General features: G+C 68.6%; 16 protein-coding genes and 1 pseudogene. 5 read left to right on the plus strand and 12 right to left on the minus strand.

The window, feature by feature from the left end; translation table 11 throughout:
- The first annotated feature begins 147 nt into the window (after positions 1-147).
- The gene (locus ACZ4SA_RS35025) at positions 148-1,794 is read left to right on the plus strand and encodes a glycoside hydrolase family 13 protein (RefSeq protein WP_468282208.1); all 1,647 of its coding nucleotides are present in this window, start codon (positions 148-150) and stop codon (positions 1,792-1,794) included.
- A gap of 56 nt (positions 1,795-1,850) precedes the next feature.
- Here the strand turns inward: ACZ4SA_RS35025 and ACZ4SA_RS35030 are convergent.
- From ACZ4SA_RS35030 to ACZ4SA_RS35045, 4 genes and pseudogenes are all read right to left on the minus strand, one after another.
- A pseudogene (locus ACZ4SA_RS35030) lies at positions 1,851-2,488 on the minus strand (IS5 family transposase); the annotation flags it as partial.
- Between the two features lie 3 nt (positions 2,489-2,491).
- Positions 2,492-2,800, minus strand: coding sequence for a transposase (locus ACZ4SA_RS35035; protein WP_468282211.1), 309 nt, complete (start codon positions 2,798-2,800; stop codon positions 2,492-2,494).
- A 226-nt stretch (positions 2,801-3,026) separates the two neighbouring features.
- Positions 3,027-4,103, minus strand: coding sequence for a TniQ family protein (locus tag ACZ4SA_RS35040; protein WP_468282214.1), 1,077 nt, complete (start codon positions 4,101-4,103; stop codon positions 3,027-3,029).
- A 33-nt stretch (positions 4,104-4,136) separates the two neighbouring features.
- Complete coding sequence (locus tag ACZ4SA_RS35045) at positions 4,137-4,814, minus strand: hypothetical protein (protein ID WP_468282217.1); 678 nt, start codon at positions 4,812-4,814, stop codon at positions 4,137-4,139.
- Positions 4,815-4,820: 6 nt separating this feature from the next.
- Between ACZ4SA_RS35045 and ACZ4SA_RS35050 the strand changes: the two genes are divergently transcribed.
- Positions 4,821-5,306, plus strand: coding sequence for a hypothetical protein (locus ACZ4SA_RS35050; RefSeq protein ID WP_468282220.1), 486 nt, complete (start codon positions 4,821-4,823; stop codon positions 5,304-5,306).
- Between the two features lie 107 nt (positions 5,307-5,413).
- Here ACZ4SA_RS35050 and ACZ4SA_RS35055 read toward each other — a convergent pair whose 3' ends face one another.
- The 7 genes from ACZ4SA_RS35055 to ACZ4SA_RS35085 all read right to left on the minus strand — a co-directional run bounded on the left by ACZ4SA_RS35055 (position 5,414) and on the right by ACZ4SA_RS35085 (position 13,806).
- Complete coding sequence (locus ACZ4SA_RS35055; RefSeq protein ID WP_468282223.1) at positions 5,414-5,824, minus strand: hypothetical protein; 411 nt, start codon at positions 5,822-5,824, stop codon at positions 5,414-5,416.
- A gap of 81 nt (positions 5,825-5,905) precedes the next feature.
- Positions 5,906-6,481: a DUF6262 family protein gene (locus ACZ4SA_RS35060; RefSeq protein WP_468282226.1), complete on the minus strand. Its 576-nt coding sequence runs from the start codon at positions 6,479-6,481 to the stop codon at positions 5,906-5,908.
- The gene (locus ACZ4SA_RS35065) at positions 6,478-9,093 is read right to left on the minus strand and encodes a tyrosine-type recombinase/integrase (protein ID WP_468282229.1); all 2,616 of its coding nucleotides are present in this window, start codon (positions 9,091-9,093) and stop codon (positions 6,478-6,480) included. The genes ACZ4SA_RS35060 and ACZ4SA_RS35065 overlap by 4 nt, the downstream gene beginning before the upstream one ends.
- Positions 9,090-10,268, minus strand: a complete 1,179-nt coding sequence (locus ACZ4SA_RS35070) for a tyrosine-type recombinase/integrase (RefSeq protein ID WP_468282232.1) — start codon at positions 10,266-10,268, stop codon at positions 9,090-9,092. The genes ACZ4SA_RS35065 and ACZ4SA_RS35070 overlap by 4 nt, the downstream gene beginning before the upstream one ends.
- Positions 10,269-10,361: 93 nt before the next feature.
- The gene (locus tag ACZ4SA_RS35075) at positions 10,362-10,922 is read right to left on the minus strand and encodes a TniB family NTP-binding protein (protein ID WP_468282236.1); all 561 of its coding nucleotides are present in this window, start codon (positions 10,920-10,922) and stop codon (positions 10,362-10,364) included.
- Positions 10,923-10,948: 26 nt separating this feature from the next.
- Positions 10,949-13,048: a transposase gene (locus ACZ4SA_RS35080; protein WP_468282239.1), complete on the minus strand. Its 2,100-nt coding sequence runs from the start codon at positions 13,046-13,048 to the stop codon at positions 10,949-10,951.
- Entirely contained in the window at positions 13,045-13,806 is a 762-nt protein-coding gene (locus ACZ4SA_RS35085; protein ID WP_468282242.1) for a TnsA-like heteromeric transposase endonuclease subunit, read from the minus strand. The genes ACZ4SA_RS35080 and ACZ4SA_RS35085 overlap by 4 nt, the downstream gene beginning before the upstream one ends.
- Positions 13,807-14,147: 341 nt before the next feature.
- Between ACZ4SA_RS35085 and ACZ4SA_RS35090 the strand changes: the two genes are divergently transcribed.
- The 3 genes from ACZ4SA_RS35090 (at position 14,148) to ACZ4SA_RS35100 (ending at position 15,728) form a co-directional block, all read left to right on the plus strand.
- Complete coding sequence (locus ACZ4SA_RS35090; protein ID WP_468282245.1) at positions 14,148-14,636, plus strand: helix-turn-helix domain-containing protein; 489 nt, start codon at positions 14,148-14,150, stop codon at positions 14,634-14,636.
- Between the two features lie 34 nt (positions 14,637-14,670).
- On the plus strand, positions 14,671-15,273 hold the full coding sequence (locus tag ACZ4SA_RS35095) for a hypothetical protein (protein ID WP_468282248.1): 603 nt from the start codon (positions 14,671-14,673) through the stop codon (positions 15,271-15,273).
- Between the two features lie 116 nt (positions 15,274-15,389).
- Complete coding sequence (locus ACZ4SA_RS35100; RefSeq protein WP_468282251.1) at positions 15,390-15,728, plus strand: DUF2516 family protein; 339 nt, start codon at positions 15,390-15,392, stop codon at positions 15,726-15,728.
- 70 nt (positions 15,729-15,798) lie between these two features.
- On the opposite strand, the gene ACZ4SA_RS35105 is transcribed toward ACZ4SA_RS35100, so the two are convergent.
- Positions 15,799-17,040, minus strand: a complete 1,242-nt coding sequence (locus tag ACZ4SA_RS35105; protein WP_468282254.1) for a PP2C family protein-serine/threonine phosphatase — start codon at positions 17,038-17,040, stop codon at positions 15,799-15,801.
- Positions 17,041-17,456 lie beyond the last annotated feature (416 nt).

Consider the following 17,456-nt stretch of genomic DNA (forward strand, 5'->3'; position numbering starts at 1 on the left):
ACCGGTCCCACTGGCGGCACATACGCGCCAACGCTCCGAGCGGGCATGAGTCGCACGCTCACGCGCAGCCAGAACCTCCTTCCTCCCGAGCCCTACGGGCTCCGACGTCCGCCGGCCGGTGCCGGCTGCTTGAAAGGTCACTGTCCGATGGCGATCCCCGATGTGCCGTGGTGGCGCGACGCCGTGATGTACCAGATCTATCTGCGGAGTTTCCGCGACGGAAACGGCGATGGTGTGGGCGACCTGCATGGCGCCAGGGCCGGACTGCCCTATCTGGCCATGCTTGGTGTCGACGGGCTGTGGCTCAGCCCTTGCTTCCCGTCCCCGCAGCATGACCACGGCTACGATGTCGCCGACTACTGCGCGATCGATCCGCTCTTCGGTGACCTCGCCGAATTCGACAGGCTGATCACCGACGCGCACGCACTCGGACTCAAGGTCATCCTCGATGTCGTCCCCAACCACTGCTCCCGCGAGCACCCGTGGTTCCGCGAGGCGCTTGAGGCCGAACCGGCAAGCGCCGCCCGTGCCCGGTTCCACTTCGCCGACGGGCGCGGCCATGAGGGGGAGTTGCCGCCGAACAACTGGCGGGCCATGTTCGGCGGTCCGGCCTGGACCCGGGTTCGGGAGGCCGACGGCCGCCCCGGGCAGTGGTACCTGCATCTGTTCACCCCGCACCAGCCGGACTTCAACTGGCGTCACCCGCAGGTCGCGGACTCCTTCGACGACGTACTGCGTTTCTGGCTGGACCGCGGAGTGGATGGTTTCCGCATCGATGTCGCGGTCGGGCTGTTCAAGCACCCGGAGCTGCCCGACTCGCCAGACCCCACTGCCGACGAGGACGCGCGTGACGCGGTCAACCCGCTGGCTTGGAACCGGCCGGAGGTGCACGAGGTCTGGCGCCGCTGGCGGGCGATCTGCGACGCCTACACCGCGCGGGACGGACGGGAGCGCACCCTCGTCGGAGAGGTGGCGGTACCCACGCCCGCGGACCAGGCAGCCTATCTGCGCCCCGACGAACTCCACCAGGCCTTCTACTTCGACCTGCTGCACACCCCCTGGGACGCTGCGGCCTTCCGTGCCCGGATAGACGGCGCCCTGAAAGACATCGCGTCCACCGGTGCACCGGTTACGTGGGTGTTGAACAACCACGATCAGCAGCGCACCCCCACCCGGTACAGCCGCGGGGCGTTGCCCGGCGAGGAACCGGATCCGGAGCGCGGCGCGGCCAGGGCCCGCGCGGCGGCGCTGCTGATGCTGGCCCTGCCCGGCAGCGCCTACCTCTATCAAGGCGAGGAACTCGGTCTGCCCGAGGTTACCGACCTGCCGCCGCACGCCCTGACTGACCCCATCGTGGCCGCGACCGGCGACCCGGCCAAAGGCCGCGACGGATGCCGCGTACCGCTTCCCTGGATGGGGGAGCAGGCGCCGTTCGGCTTCTGCGACGCGCCGGCGCACCAGCCGTGGCTTCCGCAGCCACCTTCGTTCGCCCGGTACTCCGTGCAGCGTCAGCGTCATGACAGCGAGTCCAGCTGGCACCTCTACCGCGACGCCCTGCAACTGCGCCGCAGCCTCACCTCGCTCCGCGACGCCACGTTGCGCTGGCTGCCAGGCCACCCGGACACAGTGGTCTTCGGCCGGGGGCCAGGCTTCGTGTGTGCCGTGAACTTCACCAACGCACCTGTTACCGCACCCGTTCCCGGAAAACCACTGCTGTCCAGCCTCCCCTGCGATGACGGCAAGCTCGCCGCCAACAGCGCGGCCTGGTGGCTCGTGGACCGCCTCCCAGACTGAGCCCTGAGAGGTCGTTTTCTCCCGGTGTTTCATCCCGGAATCCGTGGTTGATGTGGCTATGCGGGGTCGCGCCAGGAGATGGTGGTCTCGCCGGTGAGGCGGCGGGCCATGAGGTCGGTCACGGCTAGGTGGATCATGGCTTCGGAACGGGCTGGAAGGTTTCGTAGTCGCGGGCCAGGCGGCGGTGGAGCATGAGCCAGCCGTAGGTCCGCTCGATTGTCCAGCGTTTCGGTATCGGGGTGAATCCCCTGGTCCCGGGGGTGCGGGCGACGATTTCCATGTCGATGCCGAGGGTGGCGGCGTGTTCGATGAGGTGCTTGCGGTAGCCCCCGTCGACCCATACCTTGCGGATGCCGGGGTGGGCGGCGGCGACCTGGTCGAGCAGTTGGGTGCCGGCCACGGAGTCCTGGACGCTGGCCGCGGTGACCAACACCGCGAGCAGGAGGCCGAGCGTGTCGGTCACGATGCTCCGCTTCCTGCCCACGATTTTCTTGCCCGCATCCGTGCCCTGACTCGTGGCGGGGACGCTGGTGGAGGTCTTCACGCTCTGCGCGTCGATCACGCAGGCCGACGGGCTGGCGTTGCGGCCGTTCTTCTGCCGCACCAACTCCCTGAGCAGGCCGTTGAGCTGGACGAACACGCCGTCCTTCTGCCACTTCGCGAAGTAGCCGTAGACCGTCTCCCAGGGCGGGAAGTGTCAGGTCCACCCGGACGGCCTCTCAGAACTGTCTGAGGTCGAGGCGCGGTAACGCGCTTTAGCTCCGGGGCCGTAGCGGTCGGCGGCGGGCCGGATACGCTTGCGGGCCTCGCGCAGCTCGGCCAACTCGCCCGACGCCCTCGCGGGCCTGGCGTCCTCGTCGGTTTCGGCGCGGCGCAGCCACTTCGACAGCGTGATCGGGTGGACCCCGAAGTCGGCGGCGATCTGTTCCAGCGTGACGCCGGGCTCACGGTTACGCGCAACCCGCACGACGTCCTCGCGGAACTCCTTCGGATACGGCTTGGGCACTGCAACATCCTTCCAGGCCGCCTCTCAGCAAGCCAGGTCAGGTGTCACCCAACCCTGCAGCAGTCCCCGGTGGTCAACCGCGGAGCAGGTTCAGTGAGACGCAGGCCCGGATCGGATCAGCTTTGGTGAGATTGGAGCGGGTCGCGTGAGACGGGACAAGCTGAAATGTGACAGCCGATGTCCGTTCCCAGTGGAAGTGATCGAGCTGTAGGGGCTGGACCAGGTGTCAGTCACTTTCGCTGGGACGTTTCGGGGGCTGGGCGTCCCGCTGGAGGTGGCTGCTCTGATGTGGTCGCTCTTGCGACAGCGAGGTGTCCCGTTGGATCTGAGCGGCGATGGTGGGTGTGAGCTGGGGTTGCGCACTTCTCCTGGGACGGGGGCGTCCGGGATTCCCGGTGTAGGTGCTCGGGAACCGGACTCTGCCCCGGGGGTCGATCCAGCGGAACAGAGGGTCGTTGTGGAATAGCTTGCGCTCGGGCATGACGCGGAGCGTGGGGACGCCAAGTCGCCGCTCGGCCTCGGAGAACACGGTGTCGATCGCGTGCCGGTGTTGGTCGGCGGTGAGGCCGTCGTGGTCGAGGACGCGGCGGGCCCGCCAGCGAGGATCCGCGATCATTTCGAGCAGGGAGACGAACTCCGGGTAGGTGACGATGCGTTCGCGCTCATCGAATACCAGGCGGACGATCTCGCTGCGGGACGGCCGGGTGGGGAGCCGGGCGAGGCGCTCGCGCCAGCGGTCGAGCAGGGCCGGTTGGGACTTGATCATCAACCAGGAACGGACAAGGCCGTCCGTTTCCCTGGTCGCGGCGCCGAGAGTGTCGGCGAAGCGGCTCGCGATTCGCAGATGTCGTTGCTGGGCCGCGATCAGCCCCGGCAGGTGCCCCACCCGGTAGTGGGAATTCCCGTCGAGCCAGATGGCGTGTTTGTGGCAGAGGCGAAGGGCCGGTGGGATGTGGGCCAGCACGGGCTGAGTGATTCCTCGGCTGTGCAGGCAGTGCGGGCAAGGCAGATAGTGATCACGCCGCATGAGTACGGCTTCGCCTCGTTCGCGTGCGGCTCGCCGTGCGAGCGCGGGCAGATGTCGCTGGAGAGCGGCGGCCGGTGTCGAGGTCAGGAGCGACAAGCGGGCTACCAGCTGTGGTGTCCAGTGGCCGAAGGTGTCCATCCGCCTCCCGATCACGGTATTGCGTGAAGGGGTCAACACCTGTGCGATGCGGCCCGGGGTGGTGCAGTTGGCCTCGGCGAGGCGGTGCAGGTACCAGCCCAGGACCTCCCCGTGGACCGGTGGCAGCGGAACGGGCAAGGGCCGGACGGGAGTTTCCCAGGGCTCCACGGGTCAGGCCGCCTTCCTGCGGCCCCGCTTGGCGCGGGGTGGCTCGGGCTGAGCTTCCTGGGCGGCGTGGTCCAGCTCGATGGCTTCGAGCATGCGTTTGGTGATCTTCTCGGTGCCGCTGTCGATGGCCTCCACTGCCGCTTCGCGGATCAGTTGGGAGAGACTTCCGATCAGGCCGTCGGCGCGTTCGTGCAGGTAGGAACTTAGCGCGAGCAGAGTGCCCGCCTGGTGGCGGTGCAGTCGCAGGGAGTCCTCCATGGTGGCGATCAGGGCCTGCCACTGCTCTCGGTCGGCGCGGTTGCGGTGGCCGAAGGGCTTGGAGGGGACGACGGTGTAGCGGCCGGCGATCTGCTGGCCCCGGGTTCCGTGGAACAGGGAGCTGGTCTCGATGTCGAGCCCGGCCAGGACGAAGGTTGCCGCGATCCGTTCGGAGAGGTATTTGAGCTGGTCGGAGGCTTCCGCGCCGTAGCGGGTGGTCAGGTCGAGGTTGTGGATCTCGTCGACATTACCGACCGCAGGAGCTCGGATACCGGCTCTGAACTGCGACGATTCATAGACTACATGTCCGTGACGGCGAGTTGGGGTCGATGTTGTCGCCCGTCCGAGTGATCCGGGGGGGGTGCCCCTATGCCTTTGGCCAAGGGAAACGGGGCTGCGATGGATCGGGGAGCCGGGCAGCATGGTGATGTGGCTGATCTGCTGTGGGATGACGTGAGCTGTTTCTTCGACCCGGACCTGATGGGGTCGCTGCCGGACGTGCGTGTCCCATATGCCTCGGTGGAGGACTGGCAGGCGGTCCTCGATCTTGTCGAGGCGAGAGGTTGGCAGTGCCAGTACTCCGAAGGCGAGACGGTGCTGCCGGTGCCTCAAGCGGAGACCGCGCTGTCCCGCCCGGCGGACGCTGAGTGCCCGAACCTGCGGGTCTGGCCGACTGCCGATGTTCTGGCGATCTTCCGTTTCCATGACGACGATGAAATCGACTTCGATGTTGACCTGCGGGAGCTGCAGGGCCAGGAGCGACTTGATGTGTTCTGTGGCTTCTTGCGGGAGATCGGGCGACGCCTGAGCAAGCCGGTGTTGATGGATCCGGAGGGCGGCTATGGCCACCCGGTGCTCGGCTTCGATATCGAGGCCGATCGAGTCGTCGTCTTGGCTGAGCCGCTGGTCAGGTGATTGCGGCCACCGACTGCGATTCGTAGAAGGCTCCATTGCGGAGCCAACGAAAGGCGGTGACGGGGGGACCACGGCTCGGTGGGGTCTCGTGCGTTGTCCTGGCGAGATCAGTCGGTGGCGCCCGCCGAGCGGAGCGAGCGGCCGAGATCGCCGACGAGTAGACGAGGGTGGCGCCGCCACCACCACATGTCGATGGGGTCGACTCCGCTGATCCGGTGGAACTGCGACAAGGCGATGCCGTCGTCGAAGACGGTGGCAGCCCGGAAACGGTCGTCGAGGGCTTTGATCTGCGGGGTCCATTGGACGATCACGCGCTCAGTGAGGATCGGCCACGCCTCGTGCAGCCAGTTCCGGCTGTAGAGGTCGTTGGTGTATTCGTCCACCAGGTCGCTGTAACCGTCCTCGACTTTGCCCACGAGCCAGGCCCACTTGTCGACCATCTCTTGAACGGTGAATGCCTTGCGCCAGCCGCGTTGATGCAGGACCTCGCCTGCGGCCTGCTCGTTGTGGGGCTCCATATGCCGGAGCCTGGCATAGGGAACGGTCCGGTGGCCACGGGTTTCCCCTGGTCACCGGACTGAGCGGCACCCCGCGGGTTGTCAGGTGCCCGCGATCTGGGCTTCGAGGTCGGCGACGCGACGGTCCTGGAAGCGAAGGTTGGAGCGGGCGGCCTTGAGCCGCTCGTCGAGGGTGCGGTTGTCGGCCGTCAGTTGGCGGACTCGCTGCTTGAGGGTGGTGTTCTCGGTGGTGATCCGCTGGACGGCTTCTTCGGTCCATTCGGCCTGCAAGTCGCGGATCTGGCCGAGGAGTTCACCGATGCGGGTGCGCTGGATGAGGATCTCGGCGTGAGCGGCCTTGAGGCCGTCTTCGGCGTTCAGGGCCCGCTCGCGCCAGGTTGCTTCTCGCACGTCGTCCTGCGCGGCGAGCATTTGGGTCCGTCGTTCGCCGGCTTCCGCCATGGCGGAAGCGACCGCGGCTCTGGCCTCGGGGTTGTCATAGAGAAAGGTGCGCGAGACGTCCGCGCGGCGGGCGACAGCGGCGACACTGACCTGGGCCTTCTCGCGGCGGATCCGAGCGATGGCCTCGTGGACCCGCTGGAGAGCGGTTTCGGTCTTGCGGCGCCGGGCTGCCAGGGCGGCGGCCGTGCGGGGTTCTGGAACGGTGGCGGTCTTCATGCGATGTGCCGTTCGGGGTCGTCGTCGGCTGTGCACGTATCGCTGTACTCGCTGTGCTCATCGCTGCCCGCGTCGGCCAGATCGGCGGCGCGGAAGGCGGTGGACCAGACGCGCTGGAAGTAGTCCTGTGGTTTGCGCAGGTCCAGGGCGAGGGCGTCGTCGAGGAGGCCGAGGCCGGCCAGCGCCTTCTCCAGGCCGTCGATGGCGCGGGCGGTGGGCTCGAAGTAGCGGTGGAGGTAGTCGGCGGTGGCGTCGTCGGGAGCACCTTCGGCCAGGAGCCGCCACTGCTCGCGTTTGCGCCGCCAGTAGAGCAGATCGGCGCCGGACAGGACGAACTTGTCGCAGCTGTGGCAGTCCAGATTCCACGGGCAGGCGCCGCCGTCGACAACCGGCTGGAAGGTGCAGAACCCGCCCTCGGCTGGAGTGCTGCGGCGGGACAGATCAATGGCGAGGGCCTGGGCCTGCTCACGGGTGAGCGGGGTGGACTCCCCGGCGAGGAGTTCGCCGGGGTGGGCGGTGCCGGGGCCGGCGACCCAGACGTGCTGGAGGACGTTCTCCAGATCATCGCTGGTCAGGTGGACGTAGTGCTCGGCCATGCGGTCGGAGACCTGGCCGAGGTAGCAGCGGATGTGGGTCAGGCTCGCCCCGGCCCGCAGCAGGCTGGTCGCCAGCGTGTGACGGGCCTGGTGGGGGACGTAGTGACCGAGGTCGAGGCCGTCGACCCAGGGCCGGAAGCGGCTGTAGAACCACTGGTGTGTCAGGGACACGGTGCCGTCCGGGTTGCGGTGGGTTGTGGGGAACAGTGCAAGCCGGGCGCGTTCGGTGCCGGTCGGGCGGTAGCCGCGTTCGGCGGTGAAGCGGTCCAAGGTCTTGCGCTGCCGCGCGGCGAGCAGTTCGTAGAGACGCTCGGGGATACGGATCGCCGCGTCGTAGTTGCCGACCTTGGTCTGGTCGTGCCAGAACATGGCCAGTCCGCCGTAGCGGCCCAGGCAGTCCCACCGCAGTTTGAGGACTTCGCCGATGCGCCGGCCGGTGATGACGGTCGCCTCCCAGATGTCGCGCATCCCCAGGTCCAGGGTGTCGCTGCCGGCCAGGCGGGCGAGGTTCCCCTCGTCCGCCAGGGCGCGGGCCACCTCGTCGGGGAACGGGCGGCGAGCCCGCACTGTCGAAGCACCTGCGGCGGGCATGGCGGTGATGAACTCCCGGCTCAGACCGAGGCGTTCGGCCGTCCCGCTGTCCATCGCCTCCCGCAGCAGCCGCCGGGCGGCGTTGAAGACGATGCTCCGGGTGATGAGGGTGATGGTGCTGGGAGAGCCGCCGGGGCGTTTGACCGCCAGGGACGGCAGGCCATCGCGTTCGCGATGGCGCTGATCGGCGACGAAGCGCTGTGCGTGCTCGCCTCGCAGCACGGTCGGATCGTGGCCGCCGCCCGGTGCATCGAGCTCCAGGAGCACCCCGAGTTCGAGTGCGGCCCGGCGCAGGTCGTCCAGGACACCCGCGGTGCGGGGGCAGCGCGGCGACCGCAGCAGGTCCGCGAGGTGATCCCAGGTCAGGTCCCGCAGCCAGCGCTGCGGGATGCCGCTGAGATCGATATGGCCGCTGCGGTGGGCGAAGCGGACGCCGAAGTGCTCAACCTCCAGGAAGCCGCTCTCCTTGGCCTGCTCGGGAGTGAAGTAGACCAGACGCAGCTCGTGGAGGATCTCCTTGGCGATGCCGCCGGTGAACTGGCTGCAGCTTCGCAGGTCGAGATCGATCAGCGAGTTCACGTTGTCGGTCCGGCAGATGGTCACCAGCTTCTGCACCCAGCCCAGGTCCCAGCGGCTCGCCCGCGGGCGCTGGGTGTGCACGAACATCCCCCACTGGAGCTCGGCCCGCACCAGCGGTCGCAGGCCGCGCAGGTTGAGCTGACCCGGCCAGGGCAGCGCGGTCTCCCGCCAGCACCAGGAGCGGAAGGCTTCCTCGTTGCGGAAGCTGACTGGCACCGGTGCCCCGTGGTGTTCGTAGCGCTGCCACCAGCTGTCCGGCAGGCTCGCCCCGCCGGGCCGTCCCTGCTTGCGGTAGTGGGCCTCGTGCCCGGGACACAGCCCCAGCGGGGAGTCGGCCAGCGAGGGGCAGACCACCACCCGGCAGGGACCGTAGCCAGGAAAGATCTGCTGGCGGCTGACCCAGTCGGCGAAGTCCGCGTCCTCTCCGTGCTGCTGGCGGTGCAGCTTCCACCGGGTGCGGTGACGTTGGCACAGCCGCAGGTCATGACGGTCGGCGGGACGCTCGGGGCAGATCCGGCAGACTGCGTCCTCCCGCGAGGCGAAGGCACCCAGCGGCTGGGCCGCGGCGATGAACGCGGCCTTGCCGATCCCGCGCTCCCTCGCCTGGGCCCACTCCTGGCGGTGGATCGAGCACAGATCCCCGCCGCCCCGCGCTCGCTCGCAGCCGGCAACCACGCACTCCCACCGGTAGATGGCGTGACCGCGCGGGATCCGCATGATGTCGGCGCGGAAGACCGGATCGAAGGACGGCGCGTTGATCAGCGCCGTGAGAATCTCCAGCCGGTCGCGTTCCTGCCGGTCCGGACGCTCCGCGTAGAGCGGACGTAGGAACTCCACCCGCTTCACCGGCCCTCACCCCAGACCGTACGAAGCGCGGCATCGAACACGGGATCGTGGACATCGACGTGCCCGTAGACCTCATCGACCATCGCGGCCGAGGCCCAGCCGCCCGCGTCCCGGGCGATCAGCGTGTTGCCGTCCGAGGCATCGAGAACCGCCGAGGTAAAGCTGTGTCGGAAAGCATGGGGCTTCACGATCCCCAGCCCGGCGCGTTTCCCGGCCCGGCCGAGCATCCGGCGGGCCCCGACCGGCGCCCACGGCTGCCCGGCATCGCCGCCGTGCAGCTGGACCAGGAGCATGCCGTGCCCGGCCCCGCGCGGGTACTCGGTGGTGACGTACTCGAAGTAGGTGTGCACCATCGCCGGGCTGACCCGCTTGATCAGCCCGCCGGTCACCGTCCCGCCCTCGACCTTCCAGGGCTCCTTGGTCTTCGCCTCGGCCCGGTTCGGGTTGCCGGGACGGTGGCAGACGTGGACGTGCGGGGTGCGGCACTCGTGGCAGGCCGCGTTCTCGCGCAGATGCAGGTCGACCAGGTGCAGCCCGCAAAGCTCGCCGATCCGCAGCCCGCCGTCGGCGAGCCAGGTGATCACCAGCCGGTCCCGGGCGGCGTTCGCGACCTCCAGCAGCTTCTCCCGGGCGCCGTCGGGGAGCATCTTCGGGTGTCGGCGGTGCGGGCCTTTCGGCGCGAGTGGGTTCGTGGGCAGCGAGGACTTCACGTGTCCGAGGAACGAGCGACGGCGGTCCACTCGGGAGGGCAGCCGGGACTTGTCGAGCTTCTTGCCGAGCTCGCTGTTGATGCCGAGGGATGCCTGGTGCAGGTAGAAGCCCTTCAAGCAGGCTGCGGCGGTCGACAGCGCGGACCGCCCGTAGGGGCGCTTGCCCAGGCGCCACGGTTCGCCGAGCGGCATGCGGACCTCGGCGCCGACGAGACCCATGTACCTCTCAAGATCCCGCAGTTGGACAGTTTCGAAGCCCAGGCATTCTCGCTCCAGCCACCGTAGATGGTCCACCAGCAAGTACGCGTATGTCCTCTGCGTTCCCGAGCCCTCGTGCTCACGCAGGAACCTGTCCGCCTCCGGATGAACGGTGCCCTCAGGCCAGACGATCGTCCACGACCGCCGCCCGTCCTTCCTCTCGATCTGCTGGACCCTCAAGTCCCCGACCACCAGGTGCCGTACCACTCGTCCTCCGTACCGACTCCGGAACATGACAGACGTCCCGGTCCCGGTCGGTAAACGAGCCCATGACGCCCACGTCACAGGCCCAGACGGACATCACGGGCGGCACTGCCCGCGGTCGGTAAAATCGACGAGCACCAGATCGGTGCGTGCCTCGGACAGCACGTGACAGACCGCGTCCGCGATGTCGGTGACGTTGTAGCGCGGTTTGATCGGTGGCAGGCCGAGGAAGCGGGCGAACTCAACGGCGAGCTTGCGCGGGGAGCCCTTGGGTGGCGTCGTGACGTAGACGACGGGAATCCGGTCGGTACCCGGATGACGTTGCCTTACGTTCAGTTCGTGGGTGCGGCCGAGTTGCTTGAGCGCCGTGCTTTTGCCGGTGGTCGACGGGCCGGAGACGATCAGCCCTCTGCGGGCGCTGATCTCCCGCCGGTTCAGCAGGGTGAGCAGCCGCCCCTGGTGTGTGACCTCGCGGACCGCGGAGGTCGCGACCACGATCATCTCTGAGTGGTAGTCGATGCGCTGTTCGTCATAGGTGTCGCGATCCGCGACGGAAAGCTGCGTCCACTTCGTGTCAGGGAGAAGCGCCAGTTGGGGTGGCGAGGAGTCGACGAAGCGCCGCCAGCCCGACAGGGTCAGCGTGGTGTCGCGGGGCATGTCGGAGTGCACTGGGGCAGGAGTGCTCACCACCGTCGTTCGGCCTCCTTGCGGGCGTCGAAGATGCCGAGGGGTACGACGTCTGCCAGAGAGTCGTCCTCGTCAGGCTGATCGGTCTCGGGCTCTTCGAACGCGGGCTCGTCCGGAGGGCGGGCGCGCGAGGCGGATGTATCGAGGACGGCCGGACGGCCAAGCGCGTTGGGGCGCCGCCGCTTGCGCCGGGGTGGAGTCTTCTCCTTGGAGGCTCCGGGCGGACCGTCGTGCGCACGCTGGAGCAACTTGCCGACCACTGCCGCGATTTCTTCTTCAGCGGGATCCGTGACGCCACTGTCGTGCAGTTCACTGATCGCGTTGTTCCAGTGCAGTTCGCCGAACGGGGCCGGGGCTGTGGACAGATGCTTCCAGAACAGGGTGATCCAGCCGCCGTGATGGTGGTTCCGCACCCAGATCCGGGTCACGTCGTAGGGGTCGGTGTGGACCTCCCACAGATCCTTGCGATCGGTGACTCCAGACGGCTGGCGTCGCAGTCCGTTCAGCTGGGCGTCATCGTAGACGCGATGGTTGATCTTCACGCCGTAGGCGTTGATGGCCCGCCATTTCGCTGGCAGCAGCTCGATGTAGTCCTCACCGGACAGTGCGAGCGGGACGTATCCCGCAGCCTGGATCAGCGTGGCGTACTTCTCGTTCGGACTGAACGTTCTTCCAGGCGAGACAGGATCGCGCAGGCCGTCGTGCGGACGGTTCTGCCAACAGGCCACGATCCATTCATCGAGCAGATCCTGCAGCTCGGGAAGTGACCACAACGGCTGTGCGGCGTTGTCCCGGCCCCGGCGCTCCACCGAGGAGCCGAGGTAGCCCGAAACGTACTGCAGGAACTGTGTCCCCACCGTCCCGATCATTCGCTCGATGTGCGGCTTGTCGGTGGGAGTGCCCAGGTGGCCGGGCTGGAAGTCGATGCCGAGCCACCGGCATGAGGAGCGGAAATTGTCCGAGATGAACACCATGCCGTGATCGCAGACCATCGACTCCGGCACGATCACCGGCCGCGCCGCTGCATGCGCGAGACGCTCGTCGAGTCCGTGCAGGTGGACGAAAGGCAGGACGGACCGGGACATTCGCAGAGCATCCGCCCAGCCCGGACGCATCGGCTCCGGGGCGACCGTGCGGGCCAGCAGCAGCGAAGCGTCGACCGACTTCGTCGTCGGCCGCAGCACCGCCGCGGTCACGGTCCGCGTCGCGACATCGATCACGGCCGTGAGATCCACGCGCCGCGGCGTGCCGCTGTCCAGGCGCACGAGCACATCCAGCGCAGTGGAGTCGATCTGCATCAACTCGCCGGGACGCACCGGAGTCACCTGCCCGAACGGCCCCTGCGGACGGCCGGCCAGCGACCGGCGGGTGCGGGCCGAGCCCGTTGTGTGCTGCCCTGCGGACAGCTTGCGGAACAGCCGGTAGAAGGTGGCGCGCGACGGGAGTGGGACCACGCCGGGTCCGAACTCGCTCTCCAGGATCTGCTCGACTCGCCAGCGAAAGAACTCCACCGTTCGGCTGGGGCCTTGCGCGGTCTCCTCAGCGACAAGCACGCGCCGCAGGACATCTACCACTCTTGAGTCGGTGTGGCCTGTGGACGGACGTGCTCGGTCGGCCCGGCCATCGACGAGACCCGCCACCCCCTGAGCCTGGTAGCGCAGACGCTTCCGCCGGACCGTCCCGGAGCTGACTCCGGGATGTCCTGAACCGATCAGCTCGGCAGCCTTGGCCGCCTCCCGTTCGGCCAGTGAGCGCGTAGCCGGGTCGTACTGGCCCGACGGCTGGGCGCCGGGGGCCGCCCCGGGAGGGAGACCGGTCAGAACCTCGATGATGTGTGGCTCCCACCAGGAGGCATCCTCGACCGCCTTGGCCGGCAGGCCGTGAAATCTGGCCGACGGCAGGCGCGGAAGCGAGGGTGCCGGACCGGACTCGACCTCTGCCCGCAACAGCAGATCCGGAAGGCTGACCGCGCTGGCCCGGTTGCGCTCGTCGGCCAGATGGACCAGCGTCCCGGCCAGACCGGTCACCGTATGACGGACCCCTGCCAGCACCACCCGATCACCGATCCGCAACACACCCGGCCGTCCACCGTTCATCGCAGTACCTCCTCGGCCGTACGAACCAGCGTTCCGTTGCCGAGGACTTCGGCACGAAGATCCGCAACCAGTACCCCGGACCACAACAGGTTGAAGAGCACCGGCAGTACCCCGATCGGAGGCCCCACCTGGGCAGCACCGTGCAGCAGGCCGGTCGGGGCAGCGAACACCTCCGTCAGACGACGGCCCACCTCGGCCCGGTGGATCCGTGGGTGGCGATAGCCCGCCAACCACCGCACGTTTGCCATGAACACTGGATCGGGAATCCCAACCCGCCTGAACTCCCAGCCCACTTCGGAGCAGGCCGTCTTAGTGGCCGCGAAGGCAGCGGCGTCCCTCTCGCCGATCCGGTCATCGGCCCGCACGTCGATCACGATCCCTGTGCCGTCGACACCACGGGCGAAAAAGTCGGGCGTGTGCCGCCGCACGACTCCCTCCTGCAGCCAGCTCATCCGGAACGGCTGTGACGAGACCCCGCCGATCCGCCGGTCGAAGTCCAGAAGTCTGAGATGATCCCGCTCCAGCCACGACTCGTACCCCACGTGCCGGTTCACCGTCGCCGACCAGTACAGACCCGGATAACTCCGCGACCCCTTGGCGAAGTGGAACGACCTGACAGGGAAAGCATCCTCGAACCGGACGCTCCAGTGATCGGCGAGAGAACCCACCACCCGCCCCTCGGACGGAACCGCGAATTCCACCCCGTAACCGGCTCCCGGCTTGCCCGAACGATCCACCCTCAGAGCTGCTGAGCCCATCGCGCCCTCCCGCTACGTCGCAGATGTGCGACGTTAGGCACCACGAAAGCGCCAGCAGGACAGGTTCGGTGAGATAACCACCCGAACGAGGCATCTTCCCTGAGACGCGGAAACGCCGCGGCTCACGGTGGTCAGCCGCGGAGCAGGTTCAGTGAGACGCAGGCCCGGATCGAATCAGCTTTGGTGAGATTGGAGCGGGTCGCGTGAGACGGGACAGCAGAGACAGGACAGCTGAAATGTGACAGCCGACGCTGGAAGTCGCACAGTGGTGATCTGTCGCCTGCGACACTTTTGCAAGCAGGTGCTTGCAAAAGTTAGCGCTTGTGGGGCACCATCGACGTATGGCATCGCTCAACGTCGGCAATCTCGGTGAGTACCTCCGCGAGCAGCGGCGCAATGCGCAGCTGTCGCTGAGGCAGCTCGCCGACGCCGCCGGGGTGTCCAACCCGTATCTGAGTCAGATCGAGCGCGGGCTGCGCAAGCCGAGCGCGGATGTTCTCCAGCAGGTCGCCAAAGCCCTGCGGATCTCCGCGGAGACGCTGTACGTGCGGGCCGGGATTCTCGACGAGCAGGAGCGGGACGAGCTGGAGACACGTGCCGTCATACTCGCCGACCCCTCCATCAACGAGCGGCAGAAGCAGGTGCTTCTGCAGATCTACGAGTCCTTCCGCAAGGAGAACGGGCTCGAGACCGCCGCTGCCACGGATGTCGCCGACGGCAACGCGTCGAAGGACACCAACTCGACGGACACCACGTCGAACGACACCGACTCGAAAGACACCGCCGCTGACGGCCCCCGTGCGGCCGACTCGGGCGATGCCGACCGATAGACGAACTGATCTGCGTTCCGGGAGGACCACAGTCATGGCCATCACCGATGACCTGCGTAAGACCCTCACCGACCCGACCCCCCTCTACTTCGCTGCCGGCACCGCCGATCTCGCCGTGCAGCAGGCTCGTAAGGTGCCCGCGCTGATCGAGCAGCTGGCGGCCGAGGCGCCCGGCCGTTTCGAGGCCGTGCGCAACACCGACCCCAAGGCCGTGCAGGAGAAGGTGACCACGCAGGCGAAGGAGGCCCAGGCCGCCGTGCAGACCAAGGTCGCCGAGGTGATCGGGAGCCTGGACACCGACCTGAAGAAGTTCGGCGAGACCGCCCAGGACCTCGCGCTGCGTGGCGTCGGCGTGGCCGCCGAGTACGCCGTCAAGGCTCGTGAGACGTACGAGAAGGTCGCCGAGCACGGCGAGCAGACCGTGCGTGCCTGGCGCGGCGAGGCGGCGGAGGAGCTCACCGAGATCGCCGTCGCCGTCGAGCCGGAGCCGGCGTCCGAGAAGGCCGCGGCGGACAAGAAGGCCCAGCCCGCGGCCTCGGTCGCCGCAGAGCCGAAGGCCGAGAAGCCGGCCGCGCGCAGGACCACCACCGCGCGTAAGCCGGTCGCCAAGAAGAGCGCTCCGCCCACCGCGAAGTGAACGGATGCGCGGGCGCCGCGGTGACGCGGCGTCCCGCACGTTCATCGCGCCGGGGGCGGGCTCGGAGGTACCTTGACCGCGAGGCGACACAAACCACTCACTAGGCGGTGCTGAGGATGCTGGCTGACAATTTCGACTTCGGGCTCTGGATGATCGTCAGGCTGGTCTTCCTCGTCACCTCCGTGGCCGCCCTGGTCATGGCAGCCATGGCCCGCGAGGACGCCTACCGTGCCGCCGACAAGAAGACCAAGCCGTTCTGGCTGGTGATCCTCGGTGTCGCGGTGGCGGTGAATGTCTTCATCCCCATGCTGTTCCTGTCGATCGCCGGGCTGATCGCCTCGATCGTGTTCTTCGTCGACGTCCGCCCCGCGCTGCAGCAGGCCTCCGGGGGCGGCGGCCGCCGCGGCGGCTCCAGCAGCGACGGACCGTACGGCCCCTACAACGGCGGCCGGTGACGCCCGTCACAGCGGTCGCGCCCCGGATCGCGACCTGACCCGCTGAGGGACATGGCGCGCCCGCCGCAGCTCAGTGGCGGGCGCCGTCCCGGCTCAGCAGCAGCACTGCCACGTCGTCCGTCAGCTCCCCGCCGTTCAGCTCGCGCACCTCGCCCACAGCCGCCTCCAGCAGTTCCTCGCCGTCCAGGCCGGCGGCGAGCTGCCGGTTGATCATGGCGACCATGCCGTCCTGGCCCAGTCGCTGCTTGGTGTCGGGGCCCTGGCGGCCCTCTATGAGCCCGTCCGTGTACATCATCAGGCTCCAGGAGCCACCGAGCTCCACCTGCCGGCGCGGCCAGCGGGCGCGCGGCAGCAGGCCCAGCGCCGGACCGCCGTCGTCGTAGGGGAGCAACTGCGCCGCCCGGCCGTGCCGTGCGATCAGGGGGGTGGGGTGGCCCGCCAGGCACAGCCCGGCCCGCCGACCGTCGGGCGCTATGTCGACTGTGCAGAGCGTTGCGAAGATCTCCTCGCTCTCCCGCTCGTGCTCCAGCACCTGCTGGAGGGTGGAGAGCAGGTCGTCGCCGCACAGGCCGGCGAATGTCAACGCTCGCCAGGCGATGCGCAGTTCCACGCCGAGCGCCGCCTCGTCCGGCCCGTGGCCGCAGACGTCGCCGATCATCGCGTGGACCGTGCCGTCCGGGGTGCGGACCGTGTCGTAGAAGTCGCCGCCGAGCAGCGCGCGCGAGCGCCCGGGGCGGTAGCGCGCCGCGAAGCGGAGATCCGAGCCCTCCAGCAGGGGAGTGGGCAGCAGACCGCGCTCCAGTCGTGCGTTCTCCTGGGCGCGCAGCCGGGACTCGGCGAGCTTCACCTGGGCGGTGTCGGCCCGTTTGCGCTCCACCGCGTACCGCACGGCGCGGGTCAGCAGGCGTCCGTCGAGCTCCTCGCGCACGAGATGGTCCTGGGCGCCGACCCGTACCGCCTCGGCGGCCAGCTCCGCGTCGCCGGACGCGGTCAGCGCCAGCACGGCGTGCCGGGGGGCCAGGCGCAGGACGTGCTCGAGCGGTCCCAGGGCGTCGTCATGGGCGCGGCCGGGCAGCGCGAGGTCGACGAGGACGCAGTGGACGTCGTCCGTGAGCAGCCGCTCCGCCTCGGTGAGATTCCTGGCGGTGCGGATACGGACACGCGTTCCGGAGGCGTCGAGCAGCTCGGGGACGCTGAAGGTGCCCGTCGGGTCGTCCTCGATGACCAGCAGGGTGAGGTCGCCGCCGCCGGCTCCGCCGGGGGCGGTCTCCGCGAGGGGGACGTTCCTCTGTCGCGGTACGGGTACGGGCATCGGTGTTGTTCCTTCCCTCCCCCCGAGGGCGCGGCAGGACGACGATCGACGTCCCGCCAGACGGGGACCATAGCGGTATGCGGTGGCCGAACGGAATGGCGATCAGCGAAGAGCCGGTGGCATATGCCGCGCATGGGGGCGTAGTTGGCGTCCGGCCCATGACGAACGTCACCCCGGTCGACCGTTTCGTCCCATTCGCTGCGTGGCGCACGTCACGTGCGAAGGCGGCCGTGCCACGCGCGCGTCACGTGCGCGTGGCACGGGTCAGCGCCGCGCGCGACCACCGCCTCGTGCGGGAGGAGCGCCCAGGCGTCACGCAGGCGCCCTAGCTGTTCTGTCCATGGAGGTTGGTGACAGCGATCACTGACGTGGGATCTTGAAATGGGTGAGGGCCTTCTGGCTCGGTGTGGATTGCG

The sequence above is a fragment of the Streptomyces sp. NPDC027962 genome, assembly GCF_055566095.1.

Excerpts from the sequence above, each read along its gene's own strand:
- ACZ4SA_RS35100 (WP_468282251.1), top strand. The coding sequence starts at position 15,390 with ATGCTGGCTGACAATTTCGACTTCGGGCTCTGGATGATCGTCAGGCTG.
- ACZ4SA_RS35105 (WP_468282254.1), bottom strand. The coding sequence starts at position 17,040 with ATGCCCGTACCCGTACCGCGACAGAGGAACGTCCCCCTCGCGGAGACC.
- ACZ4SA_RS35060 (WP_468282226.1), bottom strand. The coding sequence starts at position 6,481 with ATGAAGACCGCCACCGTTCCAGAACCCCGCACGGCCGCCGCCCTGGCA.
- ACZ4SA_RS35095 (WP_468282248.1), top strand. The coding sequence starts at position 14,671 with ATGGCCATCACCGATGACCTGCGTAAGACCCTCACCGACCCGACCCCC.
- ACZ4SA_RS35055 (WP_468282223.1), bottom strand. The coding sequence starts at position 5,824 with ATGGAGCCCCACAACGAGCAGGCCGCAGGCGAGGTCCTGCATCAACGC.
- ACZ4SA_RS35090 (WP_468282245.1), top strand. The coding sequence starts at position 14,148 with ATGGCATCGCTCAACGTCGGCAATCTCGGTGAGTACCTCCGCGAGCAG.
- ACZ4SA_RS35045 (WP_468282217.1), bottom strand. The coding sequence starts at position 4,814 with ATGCTGCCCGGCTCCCCGATCCATCGCAGCCCCGTTTCCCTTGGCCAA.
- ACZ4SA_RS35025 (WP_468282208.1), top strand. The coding sequence starts at position 148 with ATGGCGATCCCCGATGTGCCGTGGTGGCGCGACGCCGTGATGTACCAG.
- ACZ4SA_RS35085 (WP_468282242.1), bottom strand. The coding sequence starts at position 13,806 with ATGGGCTCAGCAGCTCTGAGGGTGGATCGTTCGGGCAAGCCGGGAGCC.
- ACZ4SA_RS35080 (WP_468282239.1), bottom strand. The coding sequence starts at position 13,048 with ATGAACGGTGGACGGCCGGGTGTGTTGCGGATCGGTGATCGGGTGGTG.
- ACZ4SA_RS35075 (WP_468282236.1), bottom strand. The coding sequence starts at position 10,922 with ATGCCCCGCGACACCACGCTGACCCTGTCGGGCTGGCGGCGCTTCGTC.